This window comes from Paenibacillus sp. FSL H7-0756 (assembly GCF_038006765.1).
In the GTDB taxonomy this organism is placed as follows: domain Bacteria; phylum Bacillota; class Bacilli; order Paenibacillales; family Paenibacillaceae; genus Paenibacillus_AQ.
In genome coordinates, this window is the sequence record NZ_JBBOVT010000001.1 from 763,997 (window position 1) to 789,004 (window position 25,008).

At 51.8% G+C, this 25,008-nt stretch carries 26 protein-coding genes and 1 riboswitch; of the genes, 2 read left to right on the forward strand and 24 right to left on the reverse strand.

Features of this window, described 5'->3' with window-relative positions; genetic code table 11:
- Positions 1-281 precede the first annotated feature (281 nt).
- The 4 genes from NST04_RS03365 to pth form a co-directional block, all read right to left on the reverse strand.
- A complete protein-coding gene (locus NST04_RS03365; RefSeq protein ID WP_341183151.1) occupies positions 282-1,331 on the reverse strand; it encodes a peptidylprolyl isomerase in 1,050 nt (349 codons plus the stop codon).
- The gene (gene mfd, locus NST04_RS03370) at positions 1,318-4,842 is read right to left on the reverse strand and encodes a transcription-repair coupling factor (RefSeq protein WP_341183152.1); all 3,525 of its coding nucleotides are present in this window, start codon (positions 4,840-4,842) and stop codon (positions 1,318-1,320) included. Before mfd ends, NST04_RS03365 begins: the two co-directional genes overlap by 14 nt.
- A gap of 132 nt (positions 4,843-4,974) precedes the next feature.
- The gene (locus NST04_RS03375; RefSeq protein ID WP_340750471.1) at positions 4,975-5,205 is read right to left on the reverse strand and encodes an anti-sigma-F factor Fin family protein; all 231 of its coding nucleotides are present in this window, start codon (positions 5,203-5,205) and stop codon (positions 4,975-4,977) included.
- Between the two features lie 90 nt (positions 5,206-5,295).
- Positions 5,296-5,856, reverse strand: coding sequence for an aminoacyl-tRNA hydrolase (pth, locus tag NST04_RS03380; protein WP_341183153.1), 561 nt, complete (start codon positions 5,854-5,856; stop codon positions 5,296-5,298).
- Positions 5,857-5,941: 85 nt separating this feature from the next.
- Here pth and NST04_RS03385 point away from each other — a divergent pair, with 85 nt between their 5' ends.
- Positions 5,942-6,148 carry a hypothetical protein gene (locus NST04_RS03385; protein WP_379254216.1) on the forward strand — a complete coding sequence of 69 codons (207 nt, stop codon included), beginning with the start codon at positions 5,942-5,944 and terminating at the stop codon, positions 6,146-6,148.
- Between the two features lie 103 nt (positions 6,149-6,251).
- Here the strand turns inward: NST04_RS03385 and NST04_RS03390 are convergent, their stop codons facing one another.
- The 13 genes from NST04_RS03390 to NST04_RS03450 all read right to left on the reverse strand — a co-directional run bounded on the left by NST04_RS03390 (position 6,252) and on the right by NST04_RS03450 (position 18,833).
- On the reverse strand, positions 6,252-7,205 hold the full coding sequence (locus tag NST04_RS03390) for a ribose-phosphate diphosphokinase (RefSeq protein WP_019914487.1): 954 nt from the start codon (positions 7,203-7,205) through the stop codon (positions 6,252-6,254).
- Positions 7,206-7,313: 108 nt separating this feature from the next.
- Positions 7,314-8,714, reverse strand: a complete 1,401-nt coding sequence (gene glmU, locus NST04_RS03395) for a bifunctional UDP-N-acetylglucosamine diphosphorylase/glucosamine-1-phosphate N-acetyltransferase GlmU (protein WP_341183154.1) — start codon at positions 8,712-8,714, stop codon at positions 7,314-7,316.
- A gap of 243 nt (positions 8,715-8,957) precedes the next feature.
- Complete coding sequence (spoVG, locus tag NST04_RS03400; protein WP_036696395.1) at positions 8,958-9,245, reverse strand: septation regulator SpoVG; 288 nt, start codon at positions 9,243-9,245, stop codon at positions 8,958-8,960.
- A gap of 209 nt (positions 9,246-9,454) precedes the next feature.
- Complete coding sequence (gene purR, locus NST04_RS03405; RefSeq protein ID WP_036723965.1) at positions 9,455-10,282, reverse strand: pur operon repressor; 828 nt, start codon at positions 10,280-10,282, stop codon at positions 9,455-9,457.
- A 110-nt stretch (positions 10,283-10,392) separates the two neighbouring features.
- Complete coding sequence (gene ispE / locus NST04_RS03410; RefSeq protein ID WP_340946788.1) at positions 10,393-11,247, reverse strand: 4-(cytidine 5'-diphospho)-2-C-methyl-D-erythritol kinase; 855 nt, start codon at positions 11,245-11,247, stop codon at positions 10,393-10,395.
- 158 nt (positions 11,248-11,405) lie between these two features.
- Positions 11,406-11,585: a small, acid-soluble spore protein, alpha/beta type gene (locus NST04_RS03415; RefSeq protein ID WP_341183155.1), complete on the reverse strand. Its 180-nt coding sequence runs from the start codon at positions 11,583-11,585 to the stop codon at positions 11,406-11,408.
- A gap of 144 nt (positions 11,586-11,729) precedes the next feature.
- Positions 11,730-12,005 (reverse strand): biofilm formation stimulator Veg, encoded by a 276-nt coding sequence (veg, locus tag NST04_RS03420; RefSeq protein WP_036696386.1) that lies wholly within the window; start codon positions 12,003-12,005, stop codon positions 11,730-11,732.
- A gap of 270 nt (positions 12,006-12,275) precedes the next feature.
- A complete protein-coding gene (gene yabG / locus NST04_RS03425; protein WP_341183156.1) occupies positions 12,276-13,184 on the reverse strand; it encodes a sporulation peptidase YabG in 909 nt (302 codons plus the stop codon).
- A 74-nt stretch (positions 13,185-13,258) separates the two neighbouring features.
- Complete coding sequence (rsmA, locus tag NST04_RS03430) at positions 13,259-14,143, reverse strand: 16S rRNA (adenine(1518)-N(6)/adenine(1519)-N(6))-dimethyltransferase RsmA (protein ID WP_341183157.1); 885 nt, start codon at positions 14,141-14,143, stop codon at positions 13,259-13,261.
- Positions 14,140-14,691 (reverse strand): ribonuclease M5, encoded by a 552-nt coding sequence (gene rnmV, locus NST04_RS03435; RefSeq protein ID WP_341183158.1) that lies wholly within the window; start codon positions 14,689-14,691, stop codon positions 14,140-14,142. Before rnmV ends, rsmA begins: the two co-directional genes overlap by 4 nt.
- A gap of 161 nt (positions 14,692-14,852) precedes the next feature.
- Positions 14,853-16,013 carry a 3D domain-containing protein gene (locus NST04_RS03440; RefSeq protein ID WP_341183159.1) on the reverse strand — a complete coding sequence of 387 codons (1,161 nt, stop codon included), beginning with the start codon at positions 16,011-16,013 and terminating at the stop codon, positions 14,853-14,855.
- 288 nt (positions 16,014-16,301) lie between these two features.
- Positions 16,302-16,526, reverse strand: a riboswitch (cyclic di-AMP (ydaO/yuaA leader).
- A gap of 199 nt (positions 16,527-16,725) precedes the next feature.
- Positions 16,726-17,496, reverse strand: coding sequence for a TatD family hydrolase (locus NST04_RS03445; RefSeq protein WP_341183160.1), 771 nt, complete (start codon positions 17,494-17,496; stop codon positions 16,726-16,728).
- A 53-nt stretch (positions 17,497-17,549) separates the two neighbouring features.
- Positions 17,550-18,833: an HD domain-containing protein gene (locus NST04_RS03450; RefSeq protein ID WP_341183161.1), complete on the reverse strand. Its 1,284-nt coding sequence runs from the start codon at positions 18,831-18,833 to the stop codon at positions 17,550-17,552.
- 275 nt (positions 18,834-19,108) lie between these two features.
- On the opposite strand from NST04_RS03450, the gene NST04_RS03455 reads away from it, so the two are divergent.
- Positions 19,109-19,363, forward strand: coding sequence for an AbrB/MazE/SpoVT family DNA-binding domain-containing protein (locus NST04_RS03455; RefSeq protein ID WP_019914502.1), 255 nt, complete (start codon positions 19,109-19,111; stop codon positions 19,361-19,363).
- A gap of 631 nt (positions 19,364-19,994) precedes the next feature.
- Here the strand turns inward: NST04_RS03455 and rsmI are convergent.
- The 7 genes from rsmI to NST04_RS03490 form a co-directional block, all read right to left on the reverse strand.
- A complete protein-coding gene (rsmI, locus tag NST04_RS03460; RefSeq protein ID WP_341183162.1) occupies positions 19,995-20,900 on the reverse strand; it encodes a 16S rRNA (cytidine(1402)-2'-O)-methyltransferase in 906 nt (301 codons plus the stop codon).
- Entirely contained in the window at positions 20,897-21,673 is a 777-nt protein-coding gene (locus tag NST04_RS03465) for a tRNA1(Val) (adenine(37)-N6)-methyltransferase (protein ID WP_341183163.1), read from the reverse strand. Before NST04_RS03465 ends, rsmI begins: the two co-directional genes overlap by 4 nt.
- Before the next feature lie 130 nt (positions 21,674-21,803).
- Positions 21,804-22,166 (reverse strand): DNA replication initiation control protein YabA, encoded by a 363-nt coding sequence (gene yabA / locus NST04_RS03470; RefSeq protein ID WP_341183164.1) that lies wholly within the window; start codon positions 22,164-22,166, stop codon positions 21,804-21,806.
- A 31-nt stretch (positions 22,167-22,197) separates the two neighbouring features.
- On the reverse strand, positions 22,198-22,998 hold the full coding sequence (locus tag NST04_RS03475; protein WP_036696365.1) for a PSP1 domain-containing protein: 801 nt from the start codon (positions 22,996-22,998) through the stop codon (positions 22,198-22,200).
- A 149-nt stretch (positions 22,999-23,147) separates the two neighbouring features.
- Entirely contained in the window at positions 23,148-24,122 is a 975-nt protein-coding gene (gene holB / locus NST04_RS03480; RefSeq protein ID WP_036696363.1) for a DNA polymerase III subunit delta', read from the reverse strand.
- 16 nt (positions 24,123-24,138) lie between these two features.
- Complete coding sequence (locus tag NST04_RS03485) at positions 24,139-24,582, reverse strand: YaaR family protein (RefSeq protein ID WP_341183165.1); 444 nt, start codon at positions 24,580-24,582, stop codon at positions 24,139-24,141.
- Between the two features lie 38 nt (positions 24,583-24,620).
- The gene (locus NST04_RS03490; RefSeq protein WP_036723983.1) at positions 24,621-24,950 is read right to left on the reverse strand and encodes a cyclic-di-AMP receptor; all 330 of its coding nucleotides are present in this window, start codon (positions 24,948-24,950) and stop codon (positions 24,621-24,623) included.
- Positions 24,951-25,008: the final 58 nt, after the last annotated feature.

Below are 25,008 nucleotides of genomic sequence, written 5' to 3' on the forward strand. Positions count from 1 at the left end.
AAGTATGGTCCAACTACTGTCCATTATGGGAATGGTTAATCCCGGTGATTTATCGTAATATCTGACCATAGTATTCATCTCTTCCCAGTTCCTTATACATCGGTCAGCCCGCATATAATTGTTCATGGAGAATGAGCACGCCCTGGCCCGGCATCATTCCAGTTATGATCAGTAATTGGAGTTTCTATACCACCGCACCATTCTTCCCATTTCCTGCTGTAGCGAAAAAAAATCCGCCCGGATGCGTGGCGCATCGGGCGGCTTGTTCAATTTATATAGATTTATTTAGCGGCTTCCGTAGCAGCCGGCGCATCTGTAGCGGCTGGCGTGTCACTACCCGCAGCCGGAGCCGGTGTAGCTGTGGCTCCCGTATCGCCTGCAGCAGCAGAACTCTTCGGCAGATTGATTTTAATCTCCAGACTATCCAGGTCCTTCTCCAGGAAGGTCTCCAGGCTGGCAGAAGCCGCAGCGTTCTTCACGGCTTTGAGCTGGTCGGCAGTCAGCGTATCGAAGGTAGTGTCCTTGCGGGCTTCCACCTTGATAATGTGATATCCGTAAGTAGTCTTGACCGGCTCACTGATCGTATTCAGCGGAAGACTGTGGGCCGCAGCCTTGAACTCTGCTACATAATCTACCAGAGCCTTGTCCTTATATTCACCGCCGGTTTCCTTTGTGCCGGTATCATCCGAGTATTCCTTGGCAACGGCTGCAAAGTCCGCTCCGCCATCCAGCTTCGCCTTCACTTCCTGGGCGCGCTTCAGCGCATCGGCATCCGTCCGCTCCTTGCCGGCGCTATCAGTCAGGCCAACCAGGACATGGCGCAGCGTAGCCACACTATAATCAGCCTTGGTGGCTTCATAATGGGTCTTCACCTGCTCGTCCGTTAATTTCAGCAGCATGTCTTGATATACAGTAAGTACGCGCTGCATATAGGAACGCAGATCCGACTCACTCAGGTCCTGTTCCTTCAGCGTGCTTTTGTATTTGTCGCCCAGCGCAGTCTTGATCGAGCCGATCTGTGTATCGACTTCTTTCTCCGCAGCCTTCTTCGCTTCATCCGTGGCCTTGTCCGCCAGGTATTCGAACGCGACCTCCTGCTTCAGGATGGACTCCTTGAACATATCAATCTCCAGATACTGCGCCTGTTCAGGGGACAGGAATTTCATTACGCGGGTATCCAGATTGAATTCCTTCTGGGTAATGGTGCCGCCCTTATACGTTGCCACCGCAGTATCATCACTTTTATTGCTGCAGGCAGCAAGCATGGAGAAGGACAGGGCTGCGGTCAGCGAGACCACCAGAACCTTCCAGGATTTTTTATTTAACGACATTGTGTAATTCTCCCTTCGATTTTAAAGACTGTTTGGCTGCCGCCAGGAATTGCTCCAGCACATCCAGCAGCTCCTTGTCACCTAAATCCTTCGCTTTGATGCGGATCGTTGCCTTGGCATCCTTATCAAATTGTACACGCCTTTCAAAGCTATTACCAACTTTGGCGAGCTTTGCCGTATCAAAGGCCCCGAGGCTGCCCTCGTGGAAATTAAGCAGGACCTCATCGCCGCGCCGGACCATAGATTCCATGCCGTACAGCTTGCCGTACACCTTCAGCCGGGCCACAGAGAGCAGATTAATAACGGATTCCGGCAATTCGCCGAACCGGTCCAGCAGCTCATCCTCAAGCTCCGAGGCATCCTCGAAGGAGGCTACTGCAGCTACTTTTTTATAGATTTCTATTTTTTGGATACTGTCGTAAATATACTCGGAAGGAAGATAGGCGTCAATCGACAAATCAATGACCGTATTCCCCTGCTTCAGCGAAGTATCCTCCTCGCCCAGCACGCTCACCTTGCGTTTGCGGATTTCCTCCGCCAGCATCTGCGAATACAGGTCGAAGCCGACCGAGGCGATGAAGCCATGCTGCTCCGCCCCCAGCAGATTGCCTGCTCCCCGGATGGAGAGATCGCGCATAGCAATTTTGAAGCCGGACCCGAGCTCGGTGAATTCCTTGATCGACTGCAGGCGCTTCTCAGCCACCTCTGTCAGCACTTTATCGCGCTGGTAGGTGAAATAGGCATAAGCAATCCGGTTGGAACGGCCGACGCGGCCGCGCAGCTGGTAGAGCTGGGACAGGCCCATTTTGTCAGCATCATGAACAATCAGTGTATTTACATTAGGAATGTCGACACCCGTCTCTATAATACTGGTGCTGACCAGCACATCATACTCTCCGTCCAGGAAGTCGAGAATCGTCTTCTCCAGCTCCGATTCCGACATCTGTCCATGCCCGATACCCACTCTTGCCTCCGGCACCAGCATGGAGATCTGTGCCGCCATTTCCTGAATGCCCTGTACACGGTTGTACAGATAGTAGACCTGCCCGCCACGGGCCAGCTCGCGCTCCACAGCTTCCCGGGTCAGCGTCTGGCTATGCTCCACCACATACGTCTGTACAGGAAAGCGGTTCTCCGGTGGTGTCTCAATAACTGACAAGTCACGCACCCCGAGCATTGACATATGCAGCGTGCGGGGAATCGGTGTAGCCGTCAGAGTCAATACATCGACATTGGTCTTCAGCCGCTTCAGCTTCTCCTTGTGGGTCACGCCGAAACGCTGCTCTTCATCGACAATCAGAAGGCCGAGGTCCTTGAAGACCAGATCCTGTGACAGCAGACGGTGTGTGCCGATAATGACATCCACTGTCCCCTGGCGTACTCCCTTGATCGTATCATTCTGCTCCTTGCGGCTGCGGAACCGGCTCAGCACCTGAATATTCAGCGGATAATTGGCGAAGCGCTCGCGGAAGGTCTCGTAGTGCTGCTGGGCCAGAATCGTCGTCGGCACGAGCACCGCCACCTGCTTGCCCTCTATCGCAGATTTAAAAGCAGCCCGGATTGCCACCTCTGTCTTGCCATAGCCGACATCCCCGCAAAGCAGCCGGTCCATCGGACGGTTCTGCTCCATATCCTTCTTGATCTCTTCAATTGCCCGCAGCTGGTCACGGGTCTCCTCATACGGGAACATCTCTTCGAATTCGCGCTGTTCCTGAGTATCCTTCTCGAAGCCATAGCCAAGTGCGCTCTGGCGCTCTGCGTACAGCTTGATCAGATCATCGGCGATATCCTGAACGGAGCTCCGCACCTTGCTGGTAACCCGGGTCCATTCATTACCGCCCAGCTTATATACCTTCGGCTCCTTATCTTCCGAGCCGACATATTTCTGAATCAGGTCAATCTGTTCAATCGGAACAGAGAGCTTGTCGCCTCCGGCATAGAGGATATGCATATAGTCGCGGTGGATGCCGCTGACCTCAAGCGTCCCGATGCCCATATATTTACCGATCCCGTGATTCTGGTGAACCACATAATCCCCGATCTTCAGCTCGGTATAGCTCTTAATCCGTTCGGCATTATCAATGCCCTTCGAGACCTTACGCGCCTTGCGCTGCTTCTGCGAGAACATCTCGCCTTCAGTGATCACCGCGAGATGAATCGAAGGAAGCTCGAAGCCGGAGCCCAGGTTGCCCTGCAGGATCGTCGGCTCCTCAATGCCATAGTCATCCAGTACCCGGCGGATACGCTCCATCCGCTCCTCGCCGTTCGCCAGCATGATCACCTTCACACCAGACTTGTGCCAGCGCTCCATCTCGGATTTCAGCACATTCATCTGGCCATGGAAGTCCTGCATTCCGCGGCTGATGAAGCCTAAGATATTCTGTGGCTGAATATGCGGAACCTGACGCAGAAATATCGACATAAACAGGCTCTGGAACGGACGCTGGTACATAATAACATCGCTGTCGACAGAGAGCTGCAGCTCAGGCAGCGTCTTGCCGTTCTGCAGCAAGTGCATATTCCATTCCGATTCATCCCGCTCCAGCTGCTTGGCGGTCTCCAGAAGTCTGGCCGGCTCATCCAGGACAAGCAAAGTATCCTGAGCCATATAATCATACAGATGAATGCGTTCAGGGTAGAGCAGACTGATATATTTATAGACTTCCGGGAAATAGGTGCCCTGCCGCAGCATCTCCAGCTCCCGGCCCATCTCCTCACGCAGACGCAGCTTGGCCTGGCGGTCACTCATCTTCTCAAGCTGCCGCTCCAGCATCGCAGACGCAGCGGTAGAAGCCGCATCCTGGCGGAGCTGATCGAATATAATCTCCTTGGCCGGTGTAATCTTCACACTGCGGACCTTATCGATGGAGCGCTGATCCATTGGATCGAAGGTACGGATGGAATCTACTTCATCATCAAACAGCTCCACCCGGTAAGCCAGTGGAGAGGTCATGGGATAGAAGTCGATAATACCGCCGCGTACACTAAGCTCACCGCGGTTCTCTACACGCTCCACCCGCTCATAGCCCATCTCAATCATGGACATGAGGAAGTCATCCAGCGGCAAGGTTCCGTCCTGCGAAACCGTAAGCTGGGCTTCAGCCATGACATGCGGAGCAGGGAGCAGCCTCCGAACGCCGGAGTAGGGAACAACTACAATTCCCCGGAAGCCCTGGGCGCAGCGCGTCAGCACATCAATCCGCTGGGCCAGCGTCTCCGGGCTTGAGACAGCGGCCTCCGCCGCCACCAGCTCATTGGCCGGATAGAGCAGCACCCGCTCCGGGGAAAGCGCTTCCTGTAAATCATCGGCCATCTTCTGGGCTGAGAACATATTATGGGTCACAACCAGCAGCGGACGCTGCGTCTCTTCATGCAATGCTGCAAGCATGATTTGTCTGGCCGAGCCGGACAGACCGGAGATAAGCTGCTCCTTCATCCCTGCTGCGATGCCACGGGTGACAGACTGGAAATCAGTATCCTTGGAAAAATCTTCTATAAGACCTTGTAACAACAGGTGCACCTCTCTTACTAAACAGGCTGACAGCGGCAGCGCCGCTGTCACCTATTATAATTGGAATCGAAAACAAGCCTCAGCGGATAAGGCCAAGGCTTGCGGATGACGATAGAGACAGGCGCTTCCACCTTACTGAAGCGGACTGGCCAGCAGGCTGAGCTCGGGGTTGTTGTCCAGCGCCTGCTTGCAGTAATCGCAGGTCACCTTCACCGTAATCTCGCCTTCTGAATCATACGCTATTATATCTCTGCGCTCCGCAGGGGTCAAGGATTGCAGCCCCAGCTGCATCTCTGTCATATCGCTTCTGCCAATGCTTCCCAAGAACGTCCGGCAGTGCCTGCATACATAGTGTATTGCCATCTATATGCCTCCTGAAGGTAGTATATACCTTCAGTATGCCCCGCCCGGGAGAGCTTTAGCCGCAGGGTGCTGAACCCTATGCCTTGTATTTCATCCGTTGAATTTGGCCATGGTCTGTTCAAAGGTATGCTGCAGGCTGAATTCCACAGCATCGCATGTATCACTTATCATGCTCTCAAGCCTTGCTCCATCCTTCTTGGCGAAGGTAGACAGTACGTAATCCACTATAGCAAAACCCGGCTCCGGACGGGATATGCCCATCCGCACCCGGTTGAAGCTCTGAGTGCCCGTGTGCTGAATGATGGACTTGATGCCATTGTGCCCGCCGGCACTTCCCTGATAACGCAGCCTGATCTTACCCAGCTCCGTATCCAGGTCATCATAGACCACAATCATATCTTCCAGTTGGACCTTATAATAATCCATATAAGCCCGGACCGCTTCCCCGGACAAATTCATGAAGGTCATCGGCTTGATCAGCACCGTCTTTACACCGCCGATCACCCCTTCACCGATTACCGATTTGCATTTATTCTGGTTAAAGACAATTCCGTGTCTGGACGCAAGCTCATCGAGGGCCATGAAGCCGACATTATGTTTGGTCTTCGCATATTGCGTTCCGGGATTCCCGAGTCCAACAATCCATTTCATATTTAAGGTTTTTCCTTTCCGCCCGGTACTCTCAGCAGAAGAGTTCCGTTTTTGGTACAATAAGTTTATACTCCGGAGACAGGTGATGAACATGCCACATCAGGGCGATATCTTAACACTGCAGCGCCATTTCCAGTACCATATTCAATATGCTGTGCCTGTTGAAGTCTATAGGGGGAACGCGCACGTAGACATCGGTGTAATTACAGCGGTGGACGAAGGCTTCGTAGAGCTGCAGGGTACGCTGTACAACCGCAGCCTCTTCACCTTCATCTCCCGTCCGGGATATTGAAGCTTATAAGAGCCTTTAGTCCGGCCGCTGCATCACGCCGATAAGGGTTACACCTTCCGCTTGACGAAAGGTGTAACCCTTTTTCTGCTGATCTGCCTGCGGCCTATTCGATTTCGAACAGCTTACTGATCGACAGCTCTTCATGCACGCGAATGATAGCTTCGCCCATCAGCGGGGCTACGGACAGCACCTTGAGCTTCGAGGTCGGGTTGCTGCTGCGAATTGGAATGGTATCCGTCACGATAATTTCTTTGATCGGAGAGTTTTCCAGACGTTCATGCGCCGGACCGGACAATACAGGATGCGTACAGCAGGCGTAGACTTCTTTCACGCCGCCTTCCATCAGTGCATTGGCTCCGAGAACAATCGTTCCTGCCGTATCGATAATATCATCGATCAGGATCGCCGTTTTGCCTTCAATGTTACCGATAATGTTCATAACCTCACTGACGTTCGGTTCAGGACGGCGCTTGTCGATAATCGCCAGCGGAGCGTTAAGGAAGTCGGCCAGCTTTCTGGCACGCACCACGCCGCCATGGTCAGGAGATACGACCACCGGGTTCTGAATTTGCTTCGAACGGAAGTATTGGGCCAGAATCGGAACACCCAGCAGATGATCCACAGGAATGTCGAAGAAGCCTTGAATCTGCATCGCATGAAGGTCCATAGTAATGACGCGGTGTGCACCCGCCTTCTCAATCAGGTTCGCTACCAGCTTGGCCGTAATCGGATCACGGGAACGGGCCTTACGGTCTTGACGGGCATACCCGTAGTAAGGAATCACGACATTGATGCTCTTCGCGGAGGCACGCTTAAGCGCATCTACCATCACCAAAAGCTCCATCAGATTGTCGTTCACCGGTCCGCAGGTGGACTGTACGATATAGACATGACAGCCCCGGACACTCTCCGACAGCTTAACCTGAATCTCTCCGTCACTGAAGCTGGTCGTATGGGACTCGCCCATCGGAATGCCGATATAATCAGCAATCTGGCTGGCCAGCTTAGGATTGGAGTTGCAGGTGAAAATCTTGAGTTTGGAATCACAATAAGTCATAAAATATAAACCCTCCGTGACGGAATTTAACTGGCCAAAGCACCGGCGCGGATGTGCAAGAAGTCCGTCCGGCGCTCTAAGCCTACTGCTGATTTCTGCTTACACGCTTTACGATGGACTATGCTGGTCTTTCTTCGACTTGGCCCGGGAGCGGATCTTCTCTGCATACCCCGGCTTATTCTCCTGCCTTGCTCTGGCAATCGCCAGATCGTTCTCCGAAACCGGACGCGTAATCGTGGAACCGGCAACAATGAATGCGCCCTTGCCCACTGTAACCGGAGCAACAAGGTTCACGTTGCTGCCGATAAAGGCATCATCGCCAATCTCGGTTCTGAACTTATTATAGCCGTCATAATTAACGGTGATTGCGCCGCAGCCGATATTAACATTCTTGCCGACCTCAGCATCACCGACATAGCTTAAATGAGATACCTTGGAGCCGTCGCCGATTGTAGCATTCTTGATCTCTACGAAGTCGCCGACCTTAACACCCTCACCCAGAACGGTGCCCGGACGTAAATACGCAAAAGGCCCAACGGAAGCCCGTGTGCCGACCTGAGCCTGATTCAGCACGGAATGCTTCACAGCCGCTCCGTCCATAATCACGCAGTCTTCAATTTCACTTGCCGGACCGATCATACAATCTTCGCCGATCACTGTCTTGCCCTTGAGTACCGTGCCTGGATACAGCACCGTATCTGCTCCAATCTCAACCTCTGCCCCGATGTAGGTTGAAGCCGGATCGATGATAGTGACTCCGCCGAGCATATGCCCCCGGTTGATGCGCTGACGCATATAGCCTTCGGCTTCAGACAACGCCAGCCGGTCATTTACACCAATGGACTCCGCTGCATCATGGGCCTGATAACCCAGAACGATATCACCTTGCGCCCGGAGTATGCCGATAACATCCGTCAAATAATACTCCTGCTGGTTGTTGGTGTTCGTAACCTTCTCCAGAGCGGCAAAGAGCTTAGCATTATCAAAACAATACGTCCCTGTATTGATCTCGTGAACCGCAGCTTCACTCTCTGTGCAGTCCTTCTGTTCCACAATCTTCAGCACTCCGCCGTCTTCACCGCGGATAATCCGGCCGTATCCGGCAGGCTGCTCCATAACAGCAGTAAGGACTGTTGCAGCAGCATTCTGTGCTTCATGCAAAGCCATCATGCCTTCAAGTGTCTCGCTCATGACAAGCGGCGTATCTCCGCAGATCACAATGGTGGTTCCTTCTTCACTGCCCAGGAGATCCTTGGCCTGCTTGACGGCATGGCCGGTTCCAAGCTGGACATCCTGCAGCACATATTCGGCATCCCCGCCTAAGTATGCCTTAACCTTCTCGGCGCCGTGGCCTACAACAACTACATTACGCTGGCATCCGGTCGCCTTCACTGTATCAAGCACGTGCCCTACCATCGGTTTACCGCAGACAGGGTGCAGCACCTTGTATAATTTAGATTTCATGCGCTTGCCTTGACCTGCAGCAAGTACAACAGCCATTCTTTTCAAGAATGCCAACCTCCTACTTCTTGAGCTCACTACTGAATATATCTCATTCCGGGCAAAAAGAAAAGAGAACCATGCAGGCATGGTTCCCTTTTCTTCGAACCCCAATAAAATCTCCCCACTAAGTGGGGCTTTGGCTCCGGGGCTGACCCAGGCACTTTGCCGGGACCCCGAAACATATAAAACGGTATGGCCTATTGCCGCCCTGGGGAGGCAGCAAGTCCCAGAGAGTCAGCGGTTCACCGCTTAAGCTCCCTCTTCAATAACTTCCTCTTCTTCCGTAGCGGCACGTTCGTACTCGGCCAGAACCGCAGATTGAATCTTTTCGCGCGTTCCCGAAGAAATCGGGTGTGCGATATCGCGGAATTCTCCGTCAGGTGTACGCTTGCTGGGCATTGCAACAAACATCCCGTTATTCCCGTCGATGACGCGAATGTCATGAACAACAAACTCGTTATCGATTGTAATGGATGCGATTGCTTTCATTCTCCCCTCAGAGTTGACGCGGCGGAGTCTGACATCCGTAATTTGCATGTGTGTGTTCACCACCTTTTTCCATCAGAGACTTGGTGTATAATTCCACACAGCAAAGCGAATTCCTTCTTTTTCATTCCAAATAATGCCTGATTAAGAAGATTATTTTTGCAGAATCGTCGATTTCGACAGATTTCGTGCAGTTATCTTAAGAATCCTCACAGTTTCGACATTATGCCCTATTTTTCAGAACCGGCAATTCCCTTCGTTTAAGAGGAGAAATAGTTGCCCGGAAACGCCGAAATACGCCGCACCTTGGAGTCCACCTCTGTCAGCTTCACCAGTGACACGTAGTCATGCAGCAGACGCTCTTCATTCTCCACGTCGCCGGACTCCACCAGCACGCCTACACCTGCGACCTCTGCATTGAACTCACCCAGCAAATCGACCATTCCGCGTACGGTGCCGCCCGCCTTCATGAAGTCATCGACAATCAGCACCCGCGATTTCTCGCGCAGCGCCCGTCTGGACAGGGACATCGTATGGATGCTCTTATGGGAGCCAGATACATAGTTGATGCTTACAGCCGAGCCCTCCGTTACCTGATGGTCACGGCGTACCAGCACGACAGGCAGCCCCAGCTGCGCAGCGGTTGCGTACGCGAGTGGAATCCCTTTGGTCTCCACCGTCATGACGACATCAATCTCCACGCCGTAGAAGGCGGTGGCAATAATCTTGCCGGCCTGCTCCATCAGGGACGGGAGGCCGAGCAAATCCGACATATACAGATAACCGCCGGGCAGAATCCGGTCACTCTGCTCAAGTTGCCCGCACAGACGATTCACGAAGGCAAGCGCCATATCCATGGGCATGCGCGGAATATACCGTACTCCGCCCGCTGCCCCGGCCAGTGTCTGCAGCTCGCCCATCCCTTCGCCTTCAAATACCTCTTTTATAATAGCCAGGTCCTCGCTGACCGATGACTTCGCCGCACCGTACCGCTCTGCAAAAGTAGACAGCGGCAGCAGATCATGCGGCTTCTCCAGTAAAAATTGGGTCATGTCAACTAACCGTTGGCTTCGTTTAAGTTTTTTCACGGAATGCTCCTCGCCAAAACCGAATATTACTATGAATAATATCATTATTGTACGGATTTACACAAGCGGAAACCGCTTTGCCGCCGTTATCTGAGCATAGTCCGTTCCGCTTAGCTAAGCGAACGCACTGCATAGACTTCCTTACAGAATCCGCGCAGCCCGTTATAAATTCTGGCCACCTTAGAGTGCTTGGAGACAAGGCCAAATACGGTCGGACCACTCCCCGACATCAGCACACCGTCCGCCCCCAGCTTCAGCATCGCTTCCTTGAGCTGCTGCACCTCAGGGTGCAGCTTCAGAGTCACATCCTCCAGCACGTTGCCGAGGCCCTCACAGACGGCTGAGAAGTCGCCGGCCTCCAGAGCCTGCTGCATGCGGAGCGCGGACGGATGCACCGCTATGTTGCCGGCGCGCACGCGTCCGTATACCTCAGCCGTCGATACATTGATCGGCGGCTTCGCCAGGATGACCCACATTTGCGGAGGATTCGCGATTTGGGTCAGCCGTTCGCCTCTGCCCGTAGCCAGGGCAGTGCCTCCTGTGACGCAGAACGGAACGTCTGAGCCCAGCTCAGCGCCCAGCTCCTGCAGCTCCTGCACCGGGATGCCCAGGCGCCAGAGCCGGTTCAGGCCGCGCAGCGTAGCCGCGGCATCGCTGCTGCCGCCGGCGAGGCCGGCAGCGACCGGAATTCTTTTGTCCAGATGGATATGCACTCCGCTTCTGACGTTATACCGGTCCTTGATCAGCCTTGCCGCCTGGAAGGCCAGATTCTTCTCATCCAGCGGAATATATCCGGCCTGGCTTGAGATAATAATCGAATCCCGCTTCAGCTCCGACAGCTCCAGACGGTCCGCCAGATCGACCATTGTCATTATCATTTCCACTTCATGAAATCCGTCAGCCCGCTTATGCAGCACATCCAGCATCAGATTAATTTTTGCCGGTGCCTTCTCATACATTTTCAAGGCGTTCACCCACCCTCAGCTTTTCCCGTACAAAACAACTTAACATATTATATGAGAAACTGACAATGAAGTCCATTAAATAAACATCCGGCTCTATAAAGCAGAAAAGGTACCGCCCGCAGGCGATACCCGGTGCGGCATAACACCGCTATTGCAACCTACGATTTCCTCGCAGCAGCCTGCTCTGCCAGCTGAATCGCCCGCTTCACCATATTCCCGGCGTCGACTGCCCGGATCCCGCCCCAGCCCTCCTGCTCAACCGTTTCGTAGAACCCAAGCTCCTTCGCCAGCTCCATCTTCAATTCCTCCGACATCATGCTCCGTCTTCTGCGGCTCATTACGAATTCCTCCCTTGTATGCTGCCCTATGATGAACGTACTGCCTATGTAGTATGCAGCCAGAAGGCCAGCGTCATGCAGCATAATTCAGGAAGACCCCGTACATGCAAAAAACAGCCCCCTGTAAGGGGGACTGCCCTGACGCTAAGCTTTGATATACATAATCCGCATCTGCCCATCGTCTTCGGTAACTGTGATTTCCACAGATTCAGTAAGTATATCGGCATAGCTATAGGAGACACGCTTGAATGTCTGCTGCTCCTGATCGAGTTTGACAATAAATACAGAAGGGTACGTTTCTTCCAGGACACCGGTGCGTTCAACGGTCTTCCGACGGCCACCGTTAGCCCGCAACGTGATCTTATGACCGACGTGAGCTTCAAGACTGCGTTTAATTTCCAACAGCGCGTTATTAGCCATTGCCTGACGACCACCTCTTTCCTTGTCCATTATACAACTTCTATAACCACTTGTCAAATTAAATAAATAATTATAGATGATGATAAAAAAGTTGTCAACGGAATTTTTTTAGACGGGGAAAGTCCTGACTTAAGCACCTTGTTATCCGTAATGATGACTGGCTTCCCCCTGGCTCATCTTGTGTCATAAGCGGCTTTCGTCGCAGCAAAAATAGGATAAGCACGAATGCTTACCCTATTCCTTCGACCTGTTCAGTTATCGCTTGCCCGGCTACAGCACGGAAGGTGCAACCTTCAGCGTAGCCAGGTTCTGCAGCTGGGGCATTCCGATCCGGAAGCTGCCCCGCGTCTCTATTCCGCCCATCCCCTGATTGCCGCTGATCGTATGGCTCAGGACATCGCTTAAGTTCACCGTATCCCGGATAGAGGTAAAAGAGGCCTTGGCCGCAATATACACCGGGTCCAGAGCGTGAATGAGTATTCTGCCCGGAGAGCTGGCGAAGTTGGCGCCATTGCCCAGAAGAGCCTCAAAGTGCGACTGGCAGGCTCCGGCTACAATCGTCAAAGCATCAAAATTCCGCTCATATTCACGGGCCACCCGGATGGCTGCCACAAAATTCTGTGAATTCTTATAGCTGCTCAGACTGTACAGATCATAATTCTGCTGTTGCTTAAGTACTCCATCATGGCCGGTAATCACTACGATATCGGGACGCACACGGGGCAGCAGACGGTACAGCGTCTCCGCCATTTTGGATTCGTTGACATGATGTCCCTCCGCCGGTATGCGCAGCTGCTCGTAGAGGCTCAGGCTCTTCTTCAGATAGAGCGCATCCCCATCCAAATGCAGGACCTTGCCCGGCACTTCAAAGTATGCCGCTTCCTTCGGAGACGGGCCCCAGGTTCCCGTGGACCCCGATACGCTCTCTCCGCTTCGCTGGCTCTGGATCTGCCGGTCTTTACGCAGCCAGGTAAGAGATTCTGTTGCCTTGATCTGCGCGCGCGCTCCCCGCTCGGTAACCCTTGTAGGAGGCACCTGAACCAGATCCTCCAGCGGAGAATCCGCCAGCAGACGGAACTCCGTGCCTTTAATGACTGCTCTATTCTGCAATATATTGTCTACCCGGAAGGTCACATCGCCGCCATAGGATTTACGAATGACCAAGTCTCCTAGATTCATCACAACACCACCTCTACCCCATGTTATGGGCAAAGGCCCCGGTTGGTTCATCCGCCGGGAGGGTTTTCTGTATTCTATGCGATGCCTGCGGCCAGAAGAACCGCACTGAGCCTCGCATACTCTTCAATGCTAAGCGTCTCACCGCGCCGCGACGGTTCAATTCCGGCTTCGGAGAGCAGCGCCTCCAGGCGCTCACGCCCTTCTTCCGGGAAGAAGCGGGCCTTAAGATTATTGGCAATTGTCTTGCGCCGTTGGGTGAATGAGGCTTGAACCACACCAAAGAAATGCTTCTCGTCCGCTACCTCCACCGGAGGACGTTCTCTGACCTTCAGCCGGATCACAGCCGATTCCACGTTCGGCTGCGGGATGAACACCGTACGCGGCACCATACAGACCAGCTCAGGCTCGCTGTAATACTGGACGGCAATACTCAGGCTGCCGTACTCCTTGCCGCCTGGAGAGGCCGCCATACGCTCAGCAACCTCCTTTTGGATCATGACTACGATATTATCCAGCGGCAGCTTCTCCTCCAGCAGCTTCATGAGGATGGGTGTAGTCACATAATACGGCAGGTTAGCTACGACACTAACCCGCTCCCTGCCCGCGAAATCCTCAGCGAACAGCTCCTGCAGATTCACCTTCAGTACATCGTCATTACGGATCTTCACATGGGAGTATGGCGACAGGACATCTCTAAGAATCGGAATCAGCCTGCGGTCAATCTCTACCGCTGTGACAGCCCCGGCCGTCATCGCCAGCCGTTCCGTCAGTGCTCCGATCCCCGGCCCAATCTCAAGCGCACCGGCTGTGCTGTCCAGACCGGCGGCATCCACGATTTTATCCAGAATATTCTGATCAATCAGAAAGTTCTGGCCCAGGCTTTTTTTAAAGGAGAAGCCGTAACGCTGAATTATCGCTTTGGTTCTTGTTGGGGACGAGATATTCTCGATACCGCTCATGAAGTGATGCCTCCCTGATCAATTTGGGCGAGGGCTTGCGCGAATTCTTCGCGGGTAATGCCGAACATCGCCAGACGTTTGTACAGCTGCTTGCCATTGCAATAACCGATACCGAGCAGATTGCCAAGCTGCATTCTGCGCTCAGCCGCCCGGGGATGCACCATTAGACCTGCGGTCATAAGCTCATCCAGCCCGATGATAGCCGGTGCCCCCTCGAAGGAGGTATGTACGTGCTCCAGCGCATGGCGGATAGCTTCAGGCGAAGCATTCTCTATTCCGATATCGCCTTTGCGGGTGGCATCCTTCTCCGGGATGAAGGCATGCTTGCAGCCCGGCACCTTGGCCGCAACAATTTTGCGGATTCGCTCTCCGGCATGATCCGGGTCGGTAAGAATGATTACACCCCGGCGCTCCATGGCCAGCCTGATCTTGGCAATGACCCTGCTATCCACTGCCGAACCCCCGGTTTCAATCGTATCGGCCTCTACCGCCCGCTTAACGGCAACGGTATCGCTTTTCCCTTCAACTACAATTAGCTCTTTAATCATAAATATTTTTACTCCTTACTCCAGAACGCAAAAAGAAGAGGATTCGCTCCCCTTCTTTTTGGCTAAAGAATGTATAAGTGATGAGCGGCAGCTCTCAAAAATTCCGTAAGTGCTTCCCTCACTATATCGTATTAACCGCTAATTTGCAAAAGGCATTACGTTTAGTTCAGCTCCGGCTTCACAGGTCCGATCACATAAAGTGTGCGCGACTTGCGGCCGAAATTACGGGCATGACTCAGTGAATCGTAATAGACATCCACCTTGTTGCCTTTGATGGCACCGCCGGTATCCTCTGCTCGGCGAAACCCTAATCCTTCAATGTACACCCACCAGCCAATTGGTATAACACTAGGATCTACAGCTATAGTGCGGCCTTCCGTTACGCGTGTGCCGGAGGCAGTACGTGTTCCAATACCCGGTTCCTGCGACGAATACGCAGTCATGGATACGTTTTTGATCATTCTTTTGTACTCAAAATCCACACCAGCCTTACTGGTAACATTGCTGGCCTTTGCGCTGGCTTTAGATGACTTGGAGGTTGTTACAGGTTTGGAGACTTTGGCAGTAACTACAACGGGCTTAGGAAGCGGCTTGGTTCCAATGGCAATGACTTTGTCCTTGGTAACCGTCTGTACTTCCTTGCCGATCATGCGCATGGATGCCAGCTCGCCATCTTGATAGATCTTCTCGATGTGCTGGATCATTACGCCAGGCTTACCTGCCTGCGCTACTCTTACGGTTCCCTTAGTCAATGAGGGGTCTGCTGTCTTAATGACCCGGAAAGGCAAATTAGTTGTCCGTTGAACCACATGCTTGTTAATCCGGACAATTTTGATTTCCATGTCTGCAGATACTGCGGTTTCTAGCGAAGGGTAAATCTTGTCTAAGCCTTCGAGGCTGTAGCCCAGCTTGCCGATGGCCTGACCAATGGTATCCTCGGTCGTAAATAACGTCTCGGTCTTTCCGTCTACGGTAAGAGCGAACTTTTGCGCAGTGTTAATCACGATACGGTCGCCGTCTTTTATTTCATCACTAAGGCCAATAGATAATTCATCATGCGCCTGCAGCGAAATCTGTTCCTTAGCCAGCACATCACTGAACAGCGTTTCCCGCGTCTCCAGTGTCTGTACCTGTCCGTCTATTACTAGAGTAATTTCTTTCTTGCTCTGACCGTGTACGTACAGCAGTATTAACAGTGCGATAACAATCGATGCCACACCGGCAAGTAAAACTACGCGGGGATTTACTTGCTTCAACCGTAATGCGAAAGACCTGCTGGATGATTGCGAATCATGGGATACCTCTGGTTGGAATACGCCCACTCTTTCCATCCTCCTTACATAGCCCCGTCGTCCAAGTTATATCAAGGTAGACTGTATCACTTCTGACGAAACTAGGTTTGAGTTTGCAACAGGATACGCCCGCACTTGCTTCAGCGTTTCCTGCTCATGGATCGCCTGCTCGGCATAGTTACTCCGGAGATCTGTTATATAACAGTATGCCGGGAGCATTCTCATTATTCAAAACAAAAGAAGCCTAAAAAAGAGTTCATAGAGGACTCTTTCGTGGCTTCCCGGTATCGAATACGTCGGAATGCTTATGCACGAGGTTTCCTCTCTTACTTGCGCTTACGGGGTTAGCTGTCGGGTTCGGACATAAGAGAGACGCCCTATCTCAGGTCACCCGCTCACGGCGGTTGCCCTCAAATTCACCCCAAGACCACGTAAAGAAATCAAACAATGCCTGCGGCAATTCTGCATTTGTACTACGTTCATGCGGCAGAGCATTATTGGTTCCCCCATTCTCCATATCCGGAGACTCAGCGAGACGATCCATGAAATTAGTGACTGTCACAGTTACAACAGCTCACTGCACTGAAAAGATGATATCCTGTTTTGATACATGTTGTAAAGGACGATTCAACCACGTTTACGTAAAAAAATGATTAAAATATTGTAATAATCGACCGTTTTTCCGTTATAAAAGTTTAATATATCCGCTATACTTCATTTTTCACCGCATTTACTCCCGTTTTCAGAGTATACCAAATCGTTCCAGTGCGTTCGCATACGTAATTTCCGCCAATTCCTGTAATTCAATCCCTTTTATTGCCGCGGCCGCCTCCGCTACCAGCCTCACATGAGCGGTCTCATTTCGCTTGCCCCGGAAGGGGTGCGGAGTCAGATAAGGGGAGTCGGTTTCGATCAACAGCCGGTCCAGCGGAGTCTGGGCAAGCACCTCTTTAGGCACCCGTGCATTCTTGAACGTAACCGGTCCTCCAAAAGAAAGATGGAAGCCCAAATCAAGACACATCTTGGCACTTTCCCAGCTGCCGGAGAAGGAGTGCATTACACCGCCAACCTCGCCCGCCTTCTCCTCGCGGAGGATGCGGATCACATCTTCATGAGCATCGCGGTTATGAATACAGATCGGCATCTTCAGCTCACGGGCCAGCCCGATCTGCTTGCGGAATACTTCATGCTGTACATCCTTAGGAGAGGTGTCCCAGTAGTAATCCAGCCCGATCTCACCGATGGCAACCACCTTGGGATGAGCGCATAAGGAAGCGATCCATTCCAGGTCTCCGTCCTTCATCGTGATGGCATCCTGGGGATGCCAGCCAACAGCTGCATAAATATAATCATATTTCTCGGCAAGCTGCATGGTGGTCGGTATCGTGTCCCGGTTAAAGCCAATGTTGATCATCTTGCTGACGCCGGCTTCCAGTGCCCTGGCAATGACCTCTTCGCGGTCTTCGTCGAATTGTGGAGCATCGAGATGGGTATGGGTGTCGAATAACTGCATTACATTACATCCTTTCGGCCTGTTATTGTATCTATAATTCCAAGCTTGATTGGTTATTTGGCAAAAATCTCTGCGATGGATGGCGGCAGCTGTGGAAGGGCTTTCTGCAGCCTGTCCTGCGGAAAATACAGATGGTGTCTGCCGCGGTGAATACCGCTGATGGAGCGTACAATATCCGAGACCTCGGAGATTTCCCTCAGCCGCTCATGCTTGTCCAGAAGCAGGATCTGCTTGCTGTCAAAGCCGTCTCCCGGACGGAATACATCATAGGGAAGATCGGTGGGATAATCAATTTCCAGGTCATAATCGGGCCGGAGTCCCGCACCGGCGAAGCTGCGGCGGATTTCGCCAATCATGTCAGAATCCAAATGCTCCATCTCCACATATTTATACAGTTTACGATGGATAAACCGGCTGCACAAGTCGCTCAGGATGGCATCCTCCTCAAGCGTCCACTGCATGAAGGCAGTCTGCATCAAGGCTTCATCCAGCAGCAGATACTGCCCTACCGTTACCTCTCCGCTGAACAGATCGCTTAAGGGCTCGATCATGAAGCGGAAGGCATGCTGCTGCTGCACCAGCTCCTTGGCCCGGCGGAGAATCTGTCTGAGAATAATCTCCGAGCTGCGGGTTACCGGATGGAAATAGACCTGCCAGTACATCTGATACCGCGACATCAGATAATCCTCAATCGCATGCATCCCCGATTCCTTCACAACCACCCGGCCGTCATAAGGACGCAACATCCGCAGAATCCGGTCGATGTCTATGGTTCCATAATTCACCCCTGTATAATATGCATCCCGGAGCAGATAATCCATCCGGTCAGCATCGAGCGGTCCCGACACCAAATTGACAACAATTTCATGTTCATAGGTTTTGGAGATGACCGAGGCCACTTTACCGGGGAAATCTTCAGCCACATCACGCAGAATAGCAGTGATCTCAGTATCCTCCAGAATGATACGGCAGGTCCAGTCTTCATGATCCATTTCGAAAGCTTCTTCTATAGAATGGGAAAAGGGGCCATGCCCCAAATCATGCAGCAATGCCGCACACAGGGTAAGCAGTCTCTCCTCTGGCATCCAATCCTTGTAGCCGCTCCGTTCAAACTGGGAAATAATCCTCCGCGTAATCTCATATACCCCCAGAGAATGGGAGAACCGGCTGTGTTCCGCCCCGTGAAAGGTCAAATAGGAGGTGCCCAGCTGCCGGATGCGCCGCAGTCGCTGGAACTCCATAGTATTGATCAGTCGCCAGATAATAGTGTCCTGTACGTGGATATAGTTGTGAACCGGGTCCTTAAATACCTTCTCTTCTGACAGCGGTTGCTTCATGAAATCATCTCCTTTTCTTGTTTTATATAATATATTGTCGCTCTTTGTCGAATATTAGCGATTCGTACACTGCCAAATCGACAAACATCTTCATAAGCAATTTTAGAGTGATTTGCCCGGTCAAACGCGGAATAAATGTAGTCTCAAAAGATTCCTTAAAATTAGCCTGAAAAAAGGTTGACTGTTTTGGGAATGGTTGGTATTATAAATATCATAAAACAGTGAAGAATGTCGAATAATGACGCTTTTGAACATTGAGAGGAGCAACGATTGTAATGATGAAATCAACAGGAATTGTACGTAAGGTAGATGAGCTTGGACGGGTCGTTATTCCAATTGAATTGCGTCGCACCCTGGGCATTGGAGAAAAAGATGCGCTCGAAATTTACGTGGACGGTGAGCGGATCATGCTTAAGAAATACGAGCCTGCTTGCATTTTCTGCGGTAATGCTGAGAATGTAACTTACTTCAAAGGTAAAATTGTTTGTCATGAATGCATTTCGGCTATCCCTACCCCTGTGACAAACTAAAATAAATAGGGTATAATAGGAACTAATCCAATTGTTAATTCTAACCTTTTTATATCTCCTTGGCCTCCCGTTCGCGCGGGAGGTATTTTTTTAGGTGTTTTTCGGGGACTTTCTCCGGATACCCCTTTTTCCTAACCCTGTCTGCTCACTAAACCACTTCTTCGTAAAACTACTTCTTAAATCTCTCATCTACTTATTAAAATACTGATTCTTACCTTCTCAAACCCTCCCTAATGAAACCCTATCATCCCAAAAAATCTAACGGACCGAAAAGACCTTATTCCCACGAGAACGCCACCTTTTGCAGCGTAACGGACTCAGACGACCTTATCGTCCTTCTACGAGTCGTTTTGGAGCTGAATTGCAGGGGATAAGGTCCTTGGGGTCCGTTAATCGCCCAATTGACGACTTTCTTCCCGGATAAGAGCTCCTCAGTCCGTACGCTAAGCCAAACACCACTAAAGAACAACCCCGCTTGGAAAAGTTGCAATTTGAAGGGGAATTCTTCAATAAAAGGATTAATATAATCCATATAAGTGTATGGAATACATTTATTTCATTGGATGTTCAGATGATTAAACCCATCTTTAGGTTTTTACTGGAATTGTAATAACTACAACACCACAGTGTTCTAACCCCGCTCCAGGAGTTCGTTATAAATATCGCGCTTGGACAATCCACGGTCAGACGCTGCCTTTTTCATAGCATCCTTACGAGTTAAGCCTGAGGTTTCGTAGTGAGCCACATGCTCACTGGTACTAAGCTGACGCCACCAGGAAGACTCGGCCAGCTCGGCCTCCTCTTTACTCTCTCCCTCCAGCACGATCACGTATTCGCCAAGCGGGGGATGCTCCTCCAGCCAGGCCAGGCACTCCTCAATGCTTCCGCGCAGGAACTCCTCATACCGCTTAGTCAGCTCACGCGCTAGTGTGATACGGCGGTTACCGAAGGCCTCCTGCAAATGAACAAGGGTCTTGGCCACGCGGTGCGGGGACTCATAGAAGAGAAGTGTCCCTTGGGCAGAACGGAGAGGTGCCAGCACGGCCCGGATATCCTTGCGCTCTCTGGGCAGGAAGCCGATGAACGTGAAGCTGGCCGTAGGCAGCCCTGAGGCAATCAAAGCCGACAGTGCGGCATTCGCCCCAGGCACCGGAATCACCGGAATCTGATGGCTGACAGCCAGGGCTACCAAATCGGCACCAGGGTCGGAAATCGCCGGCAGACCAGCATCGCTGACGAGTGCCAGATTTTTACCTTCTATTATATAGCGTATCAGCTCCGGTCCACTGGCAGCCTTGTTATGCTCATGGTAACTGAACAGCATGGACGGTGTAATTTCAAAATGGCTCAGCAGCTTACGCGTCTGTCTCGTATCCTCTGCGGCGATAATATCGCATTCCTTCAGCATGCGCACGGCCCGGTAAGTCATATCCTCCAGATTGCCGATCGGTGTAGCCACCAGATACAGGCACCCGCATCCTTCGGGCTTCGCTCCGTCATGGTTGTTTTGAAAGCTGCTTTGGCATTGTATGGTCATTGGCTCGTATCCTCTTTGTTCCCGTAATAAATATCCATAATCTCAGGGCAATATTGATTGTCCTCATTATATACGATTAAAGGCGGTTGTAAACGCACCTCCGGCTTCCCGTCGCGTGCAGCCTCGATTAGAACCATATTCGCTTCCAGATGGGCGCGGGGATGTACGAACCGGATCAGCTTCGGCTCCAGCCGGTGCTTGCGCATCAGACTGATAATATCCACAAGGCGCTGCGGCTTATGCACCATGCTGACTTTGCCTCCAGTACGGACCAGCCGGACACAGGCCTGAATGACCTCCTCCAGGGTACAACCGATTTCATGGCGGGCCATCGCCTGATGGGAATTCAGCTTCAGATCGCTCCCGTTCAGCGGCATATAAGGGGGATTCACCGTAATCGCATCGTATACACCATAGCCGGCTGTAAGATGAAGCTCCCGCAAATCACCCTCATGAATCTGCACCCGCTCCTCCAGACCGTTAAGCGATACACTGCGACGGGCCATGTCTGCCAGACGGGGCTGAAGTTCGATTCCTTCAATGGAAGCCCTCGTCCGTGTAGTCAGTAGCATAGGAATTACTCCGTTACCCGTACACAGGTCAAGCACCCGTCCGCGTGGAGGTACACTGGCGAACCGTGCCAGCAGCACGGCGTCCATCGAGAAGCTGAATACTTCGTCACTCTGAATAATTCTCAGATCATGGGTGAGCAGGTCATCGATCCGTTCTGCATCATGCAAGGGTACAGGTGTATTGTTCATTGAATGGGTCATTGTAATCTCCTAAAAGTTTTTGTTGAGCGTATGCTTCAATCTGAATATTCTTCGAAACAAAACTTGCTTCGGAAGCATAGCCTTACATTCAAAAAAACCGTAGGCGACAATCTCCTACGGCTGGATATCCTCATTTATTAAGAAAAGAAAGGCAGAACAGACAATCGCCTTCCGTCCGCAAATGCCCAAAGTAGACATTACAGATGTGGAAGCCTTCGTGATATAGCCGGGCCAGGTTATCATAGCCTTCTCCGACAACCTCCTCTTTCCCTTCGGCAGCGAGTATAGCCTCCGCCTCCGCAGACAGTGCGGCCTTATCTACAGGCGCTTCCCTTTTCAATATGATACGAAGTTGCTCGTTCTCCAGACTCAGCTTCTGATTCGTTTCCATCAGCTCTTTGACCGTCTGCTTCCAATCGCCCAGAGTGGTGCGCATTTCATCCATCTGCGCTTCCATCTCCTGCATGTGTGTAAATATATTTTTCTTCTCCAAGTTTCCACCCCGAAAGTAACCTTATAATGGTTTACTTGACGACAACATCATCCATTGGAAGTTCTTTAACTTTACCCACTTCAAACAGCTGCACATGAACTGTACGGCTGCCGGCATTGATACCGACTACCTTGCCGTCCCCCAGTGAAGTAACGACCATTTTGCCTACAGCCGGCATTTCTTCCTTCGTGCTCTCATAATTATCATGCTCAAACTTCAGACAACACATCAGCCGTCCGCATAATCCCGAGATCTTGGTCGGGTTAAGCGACAGATTCTGATCCTTCGCCATCTTGATGGACACCGGCTCGAAATCACCAAGCCAGGAGGAGCAGCAGAGCACCCGTCCGCATGGGCCTAGTCCGCCCAGCATCTTAGCTTCATCACGCACACCAATCTGCCGGAGCTCAATGCGGGTACGGAAAATACTGGCCAGGTCCTTCACCAGCTCGCGGAAATCCACGCGGCCTTCGGCCGTGAAATAGAAAATAATCTTGTTGCGGTCAAACGTAAACTCCACATCCACCAGCTTCATTTTGAGGCCATGATCGCGGATTTTATTTAAACAGGTGGTAAAAGCATCCTTCGCTGCACCCTTGTTCTCTTCCACCACACGCGCGTCGGTCTCGCCGGCAATACGCATGACTTTCTTGAGCGGCAGTACAACGTCTGCTTCCTGCACCTCTTTTTTGCCAACGACAACCTTACCGTATTCGACCCCTCTTGCAGTCTCAACAATGACGCATTGATCGCGTTCAATCGGGAAATCAAGTGGATCGAAATAATATATTTTACCCGCTTTTTTGAAGCGGACACCTACTACGCTGTACAAAAATTAACCCCCTTGTTTGACGGTAAAGGAACCCTTAAGCAAGACTGCTTCCCTGATGATCCATGCTTGTCCTTCCTCGTCCGCTATACCCGGTCTTTCCAGGGCTGAGGATTATATCCCGGAGGATCTATTATAAATAACCCGAACCTCTAGCTTTCCAGCCGGATTAAAAACTGCTCCAGACACAGCTGGGCATTGGCATTGGAACGCAGCTTCCGCTTGCTCTCCGCCGCATACTCCATATAAGCCACCCACTGCTGCGTACTCCTCTGACGGGCAGCCCTCGAAATAAAGTCTAACTGATCTATGAAAACGATACTTTCGTGCTTTCGGTACAGGAAGTAGAGCATATCTTTGAACCATAAGTGGAACATGCTGAATAGAGTATCCAAATGTTCACCAAGTCCGGTCTTGAACAGCTTCGAACCTGCGGTTGCCACCGCAGTGCTGCCCTTGCCCAGAGACTCCTTCGCTAATTGTAACACTAGATTTCTCATTTCTGCAAACCAATTCTGTGCCAAAAGTTCCCTGCAGCCGTCAAGACCGGCCGTCAGTGATACCGCGCATCGCGCCAGCGGCACCGGAACCCCTTCGCCGGACAACGCCTGCAGCATAATATCCGGATGCAGCGGGCTAAACGGAATACGCTGGGTTCTGGACTGGATCGTTGGAAGCAGGGAACTGCTGTTATCCGAAATCAGAATGCCAACCGCCGGGGCTGGCGGCTCCTCCAAGAATTTCAGCAGACTATTGGCGGCTTGCACCGTCATTTTGTCCGCTCCTTCTATAATATAAACCTTCGGGTTAATCCCTTCCGAGCGGTAGGAAAAAACACGCTGAAGCTCACGAATCTGGTCAATCTTAATGCTGGCCCCGTCGGGACGCAGCAGAGTTAGATCAGGATGATTGCCATGCTCCACCTTGCGGCATTCCAGGCACTCTCCGCAGGCATCATCCTTACTGGCGGTACAGAATATCGCCTGGGCGAACGTCAGTGCCATCTTCACCTGCCCGCTGCCTGCCGGACCCGTAAACAGATAGGCATGGCTGACAGCATCCTTACGCAGGGCATTCTGAAGCAGCCGCTTGGCGTCCTCCTGGCCTAATAGTTCATGAAAAGACATAGGTTCCTCCAAGTTGTCAGAAAGAAAGGTTAATCAGCAGCCCGCGGATCTCTCCAACCCGTCCCAGGAGGTCGATTCTGCCCTGCTCGCTGTCCAGCAGATCATCTGCCATATTCAGCAGAGCGGCATCAACCTCTTCGAGCAGCTTGTAGCGTTTGCCGCGGCCCCGACGGTCCCAGCCTTTGGTGTCCTTCAGGATCACTCCGCGGCGGGCCGTCTCCTCCAGAAACCGTTTAATCAGATTCCGGTAGATCGCCAGCTCACGTACAGTCATGGATTTGGAGAGCCGGTCGCCTTGCAGCTGGATATCTTTAATCTGACGGTTCAACTCATCTATAGTTTTCTGCTGGCTTTGCTGTTGAAATACATCGTTGAAGTTTTTTTGCTGAACCGGACGCCTCTCAGCCTCCGTGGTCAGCATTTCGCTTTTTAAGGGCCTGTAGCCCGGGTTGATCTTCAAGGATATCTACCGCCCTTATGGTCTAATGCTCATTATGCTCAATAATGCTCGAAACGATCGACGGGAAGTACGAATACGGTAGCTCCGCCCACCTGCACTTCAACAGGAAGCGGCAAATAAGAATCTGTCGTGCCGCTCATCGGGGTGACCGGAGTGACCAGTTGCTCACGCACTTTACAGCTGTTACGGATTACACTGAGTACGGCGTCTACCTGAATATCATCTACCCCAATTAAAAAGGTAGTGTTACCCGCACGGAGAAATCCGCCTGTACTGGCCAGCTTGGTGGCACGGAAGTTCGCCTTCACCAGTTCACTGGATAGCCGGTTGCTGTCTTTATCCTGGATAATTGCAATGATCAAATTCATCTACGTATCCCCTCCTATTAGTTATGTTCACAGGCTTTCCGCACAGCATTGATTCAAT